The organism is Aurantibacter sp. (assembly GCF_042094015.1).
In the GTDB taxonomy this organism is placed as follows: Bacteria; Bacteroidota; Bacteroidia; order Flavobacteriales; family Flavobacteriaceae; genus Aurantibacter.
This window is the reverse complement of sequence record NZ_JBELDZ010000032.1, coordinates 21,326-27,811: the sequence shown is the minus strand read 5'-3', so window position 1 is coordinate 27,811 and position 6,486 is coordinate 21,326. Positions and strand designations below refer to the sequence as shown.

Genomic DNA, 6,486 nt, shown 5'->3' with positions numbered 1-6,486 from the left:
TAAAAAGTTTTAAAATAGTAGATTTAGCAAAAGCAATTAAAAAGAACAATAAGAACATTCATTTTTTAGGTTTAGTTAGTAATGGAGGCGTACATTCGCATATAGAACATTTAAAAGGATTAATTACTGCGGCTGAAAACTCTGGTGTACAAAATAGTTTTATTCACGCTTTTACAGATGGACGAGATGTAGATCCAAAATCTGGAAAAAATTTCATCCAAGATTTAGAAAAATTCATAGATAATAAAAACACAGAAATAGCATCTATTACAGGTAGATATTATGCTATGGATCGTGATAATAGATGGGAACGCGTAAAATTGGCTTATGATGCATTAGTTAATGCTTCAGGTGAAAAAAGTCAAAATTTAACGAAAAGCATTCAAGATAGTTACGATAAAGATGTTACAGACGAATTTATAAAACCATTAATTCATACAAATTCGTCAGGAGAAGCTTTAACTAAAATCAAAGCCGACGATGTAGTTATTTTCTTTAACTTTAGAACAGATCGTGGACGAGAATTAACCAATGCTTTATCTCAAGGTAATTTCCCAGAACAGCATATGCAAAAACTGAATTTGCATTTTGTAACTATGACAAATTACGACGATTCTTTTAACGGAATTAATGTAATCTTTGATAAAGAAAATTTAAAAGATACTTTAGGCGAAATACTTTCTAAAGCAGGAAAAACTCAAATTAGAATTGCCGAAACTGAAAAATATCCACATGTTACATTTTTCTTTTCTGGTGGACAAGAAGCACCTTTTAAAGGAGAATCTCGTATTTTAAGAAATTCCCCAAAGGTAGCGACTTACGATTTAAAACCAGAAATGAGTGCTTTTGAGCTAACAGAAAGTTTAGTTCCCGAGTTAGAAAAAGGAGATGTAGATTTTGTGTGTTTAAATTTTGCAAATGGAGATATGGTTGGGCATACTGGTAGTATGCCTGCCGCTATAAAAGCTTGCGAAGCAGTAGATATTTGTGCTAAAAAAGTAATTGAAACAGGTTTATTAAGTGGTTACACTACGCTTTTAATTGCAGACCATGGCAATTGTGAGACTATGGTAAATCCAGATGGTTCTCCAAATACAGCACATACCACAAATCCAGTTCCGTTTATTTTAATTGACAACGAAATAAAGAACATAAAAAATGGTGTTTTAGGAGACATTGCACCTACCATATTAAAATTAATTGGCGTTGAGCAACCAAAAGCTATGACACAAAAACCACTAGTATAATTATGAATATTAACAATTCACTTTTAATAGCTGTAGATTTTGACGGTACTATTGTAGAAGATGGTTATCCTGGTATTGGTAATGAACGTTTATTTGCTTTTGAAACATTAAAACGTTTACAAAGCGATGGGCACAGATTAATTCTGTGGACTTATAGACACGGAAAAAAGTTAAATGAAGCTGTTAATTTTTGCAAAGAGAATGGTATAGAGTTTTATGCTGTAAACAAGAGTTTTCCTGAAGAAGAGTTTGACGGAAAAGTAAGCAGGAAAATTAATGCAGATTTATTTATAGATGACAGAAATTTAGGTGGCGTTCTAGGTTGGGGAGAAATTTATCAAAAACTAACCAACGGAGAGCCGCCAAAACAAAAAAAGAAAAAAGGATTTTTTAGATTTTAAGTATATGATTATAGCTAAAACAGCAGAAGAAATTGAATTAATGCGCGAAAGTGCTTTAGTTGTATCTAGAACCCTAGGTGAAGTTGCAAAATACGTAAAACCAGGTGTTACAACTTTACAATTAGATAAAATAGCTGAAGACTATATAAGGTCTCAAGATGCTATTCCTGGTTTTTTAGGATTATATGATTTTCCTAATACACTTTGTATGAGTCCTAACTCACAAGTAGTACATGGTATTCCAAACAATACACCTTTAGCAGAAGGAGATATTATATCTATAGATTGTGGTGCTATAAAAAATGGTTTTTATGGTGATCATGCCTATACATTTGCTGTTGGAGAAATAGATTCCGAAACAAAAAAACTTTTAGATGTAACAAAACAATCTTTATACGAAGGTATCCGTGAACTTAAAATTGGCAATCGAGTTGGAGATGTTGGCTTTGCTATTCAAAAATACTGCGAAGATCATGGTTATGGTGTAGTTAGAGAATTAGTTGGTCATGGACTTGGACGTGTTATGCATGAAGATCCTGAAATGCCTAATTACGGGAAACGTGGTAGAGGTAAAAAATTTATTGAAGGTATGGTTGTGGCTATAGAGCCAATGATAAATTTAGGCACTAAAAACATAAAACAACATAACGATGGTTGGACTATAACCACAAAAGACAACAAGCCAAGCGCGCATTTTGAACATGATGTTGCCATTGTAAATGGTAAACCAGAATTATTATCGACATTTAAATATGTCTATGAAGCTTTAGGAATTGAAAGTAATGAAGAAGATGAGTTTAGACAAATTAAACTATAGCTCCATTTGAAAAAGATTTTCAAACTAATTTTAAATACCATTCCTAGACCAGTTCTTATTAGGTTAAGCTATGTAGTACGTCCTGTTTTGGCGTTTTTATTAAAAGGAGAAACCTATACAGATCCAATAGACGGAAAGAGTTTTAAAACTTTTCTGCCATATGGCTATGGTAATCAACGCAATAATGTGTTATCGCCTTCAACATTATCTTTAGAAAGACATAGGCTTTTATGGCTGTTTTTACAAAATGAAACTGATTTTTTTAAAACTGAAATTAATTCGAACACTTCAAAATTAAATGTGTTACATTTTGCCCCAGAACAAGCCTTCTATAAGCGATTTAAGAACTTAAAACATTTAAATTATACTACAACCGACTTAGAAAGTCCACTTGCTGATGTAAAAGCAGATATTTGTAACTTACCTTTTAAGGCTAATAGTTATGATATTATATTGTGTAATCATGTTTTAGAACATATTCCTGATGATAAAAAAGCAATGCATGAGTTATATCGTATTTTAAAACCTGGTGGAATGGCTATTCTGCAAATCCCACAAGACTTAAATCGTGAGTTTACTTTTGAAGACGACTCTATTACAGACAAAGACGAGCGAGCTAAAATATTTGGTCAGTATGATCACGTTAGGATTTATGGACGTGATTATTTTGAAAAACTTCGCAAAATTGGTTTTAAAGTTGAAGAAGTTGATTATACCTCAACTTTAACTAAAGAACAAATCGCCAAATACTGTTTAGCAAATGGCGAAATTATTCCTGTGTGTCTTAAATAAATCTCTATAAAACAACTATCCTTAACATTAAAATTTTTAAGGTAATTGTTCAGGAAAAACGTATGTTGCAATTGGTGGACCTCCAAAAACTGTATTACTAGGATTGTTGAAAATATTATCACTCACAAATGGTACATCGCTAAAGACTCCGATATACTTTGTTATTCCATCCATATTTACATCTGCATTACTATAACCTGAAGAAGCATAAGTTGCTACTGGCGGTCCTCCAAAAACTGTATTATTAGGATCATTAAAAACCTGAGCACTTATTGATGGGATTTCAGATAAAGTTCCGATATAATTTAAATTATTATCTCCATTAGCATCTCCGGCCCATAATCCCATAGTTCCAGATCCTAAATCTTTTTGAGCATTAGTTCCAAAAGTTGTCATTCCATTTATAAAATCCACTGTTGTTAAGGTTGTTGACAATGCAATCGTATTAAGAGTCATTATACCTAAATGATTTCTGTGATTTACAACTATATAATAATCGTTTGATGGCTGATTAAAATCGACTGATGAAACCCCATCTAAAGATACCACATCTCCATCGCGTTGCAGTAAAGCCGATTTCCCTTCAATTACATTTGTATTATCATTTGCATCCCTTAATTCTATCCATATCCAATCTACAATTGCGTTATCTCCCGTAATGGCAAATACATTTGAGTTACAGACTAAATTATCTGAATAAGGACTTGTTGTTGGTATAATTCCTGCAACACGTAAATCATCTCTCATTAAAGTTTCTTCACCTGCATTGGGATTTAGTGCTGCACCCTGTAAAAAGATATCTATATCTAAATTAATCGCTAACGATATAGATTCATAACATCCCATATCTACAATCGAATTCTGGATACGTGCATTACCCAACAAGTCTGTTATTAAAGTTAATGGAACATATGAAGAATCACCAGAATCTATTGCAGGTGAACCTGTTTGTAAAGTAAAATCATTATTTAAAACATCTGTAAATAATGGATCTAGATTACTAGTATTGGTTAAGTAAGTTAAATTTGAAAAGGCATCTTCATCTATAGAATTATTAACAACTGTTAAATTTGGCATCGATACATGTCCTTTATTTACAGCTAATGTTGTTATTCCACCGGCACCTTCATTATTATAAAAAATACTATTATTTATGGTTGCATTGTGCGTACTAGATCCGTCTGTTCTTCTTGCTAATGACAAGGTGCCTCTCTCTGCTACACCTGATTGTGTACCAATATCTGTATTATTGGCAAATGTACAATTCGTTATAGTTGTTGTTAAATTTGAACCTGTACCATTAGCTCTTGCCCAAACCGAACTACCTGTATATCCTTTATTAGAAGTATCAACATCATAAGAACGGTTATTAGTAAATAAACAATTAACTAAGTCTAATGTTGCTGTACGGTTATTGTTTAATAAAAAATAAAGTCCACTTCCATATCTACTATAATTATCGTTAAAAACACAATTCTCAAACACAGTACTTGTATTTACATTATGATATACTCTTATAGCACCACCTGTTAATCCAAAATTAGAATTAAACTCACAGTTTTTGAATTTTGAATTTTCAGCAGTAGAAGAAATCAACAAACCACCTCCGTATGCATTTGTGCTACTGCCATTAGCATGTCCTTTTTCAATACTTAGACCATCTAACACAATATTATTAGCATTAATTTGCAAAACATGATAAGAATTATCACCTCTTGTTCCTGTTCCATGTCCAGCATCATCCCCATTTAAATCTCCTGATAAGATAGTTGGATTAGCAGCTATATTTCTTTGAGATATTGAAGTTTCTGTTCCATCAAAACCACCTATTACTTGTAAGTTATCTACTAACAAGTTAAACGAAGTTGATCTTGCAGAGGAAGATGGCTTATAAGTTCCTGCTGCAACCCAAATATCTGTAGTTGTAGTTCCAGCTAGACTTAGTGCATCTGTTAAATTAGGCATAGCATTAGCCCAAGAATCTCCACTTCCATCTCCACTAGAAATGTTTTTATTTACATAGTATTTAGTTAGTGGAAGTTCTATTGAAAAACGTTTCACAGAAACTTTACCACCATCTAAATAGGTTACATACATGTCTCCATTAACTGGATTCATTGCCATAGTTGTAAAGAAATTTGCTGTAGATGTAACTAAACCAATAGATGGTAAAACAGACCATGTTTGTCCTCCTACACTATATTTTTGAAATACTAGATTTTCATTACTGTCTGAAAACATTAAATATAAATTATTGTCTGAAACACTTTTTCTAAACTTTAATATATTATTAGTATTATTTAGTGTATTTAATGGTTGAGCTTGAGCAACATTTGTATCACCATTACCAAAAATAATATCTGGATAAGGAGTTGGGTTTGTAGTTGCATTATACGCCACAATATCATTACTCACAAAATAGTTAGTACCTGCAATTCCTGAAACCTCTAAAGTTCTTGAAGGATAGTAACCTAAAACAAACTCGTCTGCATTTGAGTTATTTATAACTGTATGTTTACGAATATAACCTTGGTAACTTGAAAATCTCCCATAATGTTCAGAATAAAAATAATGATCATAATCTGTAAGATCTAGCCTTAAATTAGGTTCGTCTCTACCGTCTATAACTGTCCAATTTCCAGTAGAAACATAGGTTGCAAAAACCGCTTTTCTTCCGGCATTTCCTCCTCTTACTCCTGCTACCCTAGCGTTTCCAGAATCATTAAATTGCAATTGAATTCCGTATGTATATAAACCACTTAATAACAAAAGATTTGATGCCTCACTAACCCAAGAAGTACCATCATATCTATATACATCTATTGTGCTTCCGTTACCAGAACCATTTCTTTTTAGTGCAACCCAAGGTTCTTGAGTAACTGGATTTACTTTAATCGCTAAATTATTATGCCCCTGTGTAGATATTGTACTTCCAACATTTACCCAATTTGTACCATTAAAAGTTTCTACAAGAACCTCATCATTAGTAGGATTGTGATACACTACATAAGGTTGACCACTTATAGCATTAAAAGCGATTTCTGCAGAATCTGCAAAATTTGTAAATTGTGCTGTTCCAACTTGAGACCAGTTTTGAGCAAAAGAAAAACTACTCATTAAAAGTAGTATTAAAAATAATCTTGTTTTCATAATTAAATATTTTTTAATTTTAAAAACAAAGATGTTATATAACTTACGCTTTTTTGTGATTAATTTCTGAAATAAGCCT

At 32.2% G+C, this 6,486-nt stretch carries 5 protein-coding genes; 4 read left to right on the top strand and 1 reads right to left on the bottom strand.

Annotated elements, in window-relative coordinates; genetic code table 11:
- The 4 genes from gpmI to ACFDSN_RS06540 form a co-directional block, all read left to right on the top strand.
- A partial coding sequence (gene gpmI / locus ACFDSN_RS06555; RefSeq protein WP_375239043.1) for a 2,3-bisphosphoglycerate-independent phosphoglycerate mutase occupies window positions 1-1,247 on the top strand: 1,247 nt, incomplete at its 5' end.
- A 2-nt stretch (window positions 1,248-1,249) separates the two neighbouring features.
- The gene (locus ACFDSN_RS06550; RefSeq protein ID WP_375239042.1) at window positions 1,250-1,648 is read left to right on the top strand and encodes a BT0820 family HAD-type phosphatase; all 399 of its coding nucleotides are present in this window, start codon (window positions 1,250-1,252) and stop codon (window positions 1,646-1,648) included.
- Between the two features lie 4 nt (window positions 1,649-1,652).
- Window positions 1,653-2,465 (top strand): type I methionyl aminopeptidase, encoded by an 813-nt coding sequence (gene map / locus ACFDSN_RS06545; RefSeq protein ID WP_375239041.1) that lies wholly within the window; start codon window positions 1,653-1,655, stop codon window positions 2,463-2,465.
- Window positions 2,466-2,471: 6 nt separating this feature from the next.
- Entirely contained in the window at window positions 2,472-3,257 is a 786-nt protein-coding gene (locus tag ACFDSN_RS06540; protein ID WP_375239040.1) for a class I SAM-dependent methyltransferase, read from the top strand.
- A gap of 36 nt (window positions 3,258-3,293) precedes the next feature.
- Here the strand turns inward: ACFDSN_RS06540 and ACFDSN_RS06535 are convergent, their stop codons facing one another.
- Window positions 3,294-6,407 (bottom strand): choice-of-anchor Q domain-containing protein, encoded by a 3,114-nt coding sequence (locus tag ACFDSN_RS06535; protein WP_375239039.1) that lies wholly within the window; start codon window positions 6,405-6,407, stop codon window positions 3,294-3,296.
- Between the last annotated feature and the right edge of the window lie 79 nt (window positions 6,408-6,486).

Excerpts from the sequence above, each read along its gene's own strand:
- map (WP_375239041.1), top strand. The coding sequence starts at position 1,653 with ATGATTATAGCTAAAACAGCAGAAGAAATTGAATTAATGCGCGAAAGT.
- ACFDSN_RS06550 (WP_375239042.1), top strand. The coding sequence starts at position 1,250 with ATGAATATTAACAATTCACTTTTAATAGCTGTAGATTTTGACGGTACT.
- ACFDSN_RS06535 (WP_375239039.1), bottom strand. The coding sequence starts at position 6,407 with ATGAAAACAAGATTATTTTTAATACTACTTTTAATGAGTAGTTTTTCT.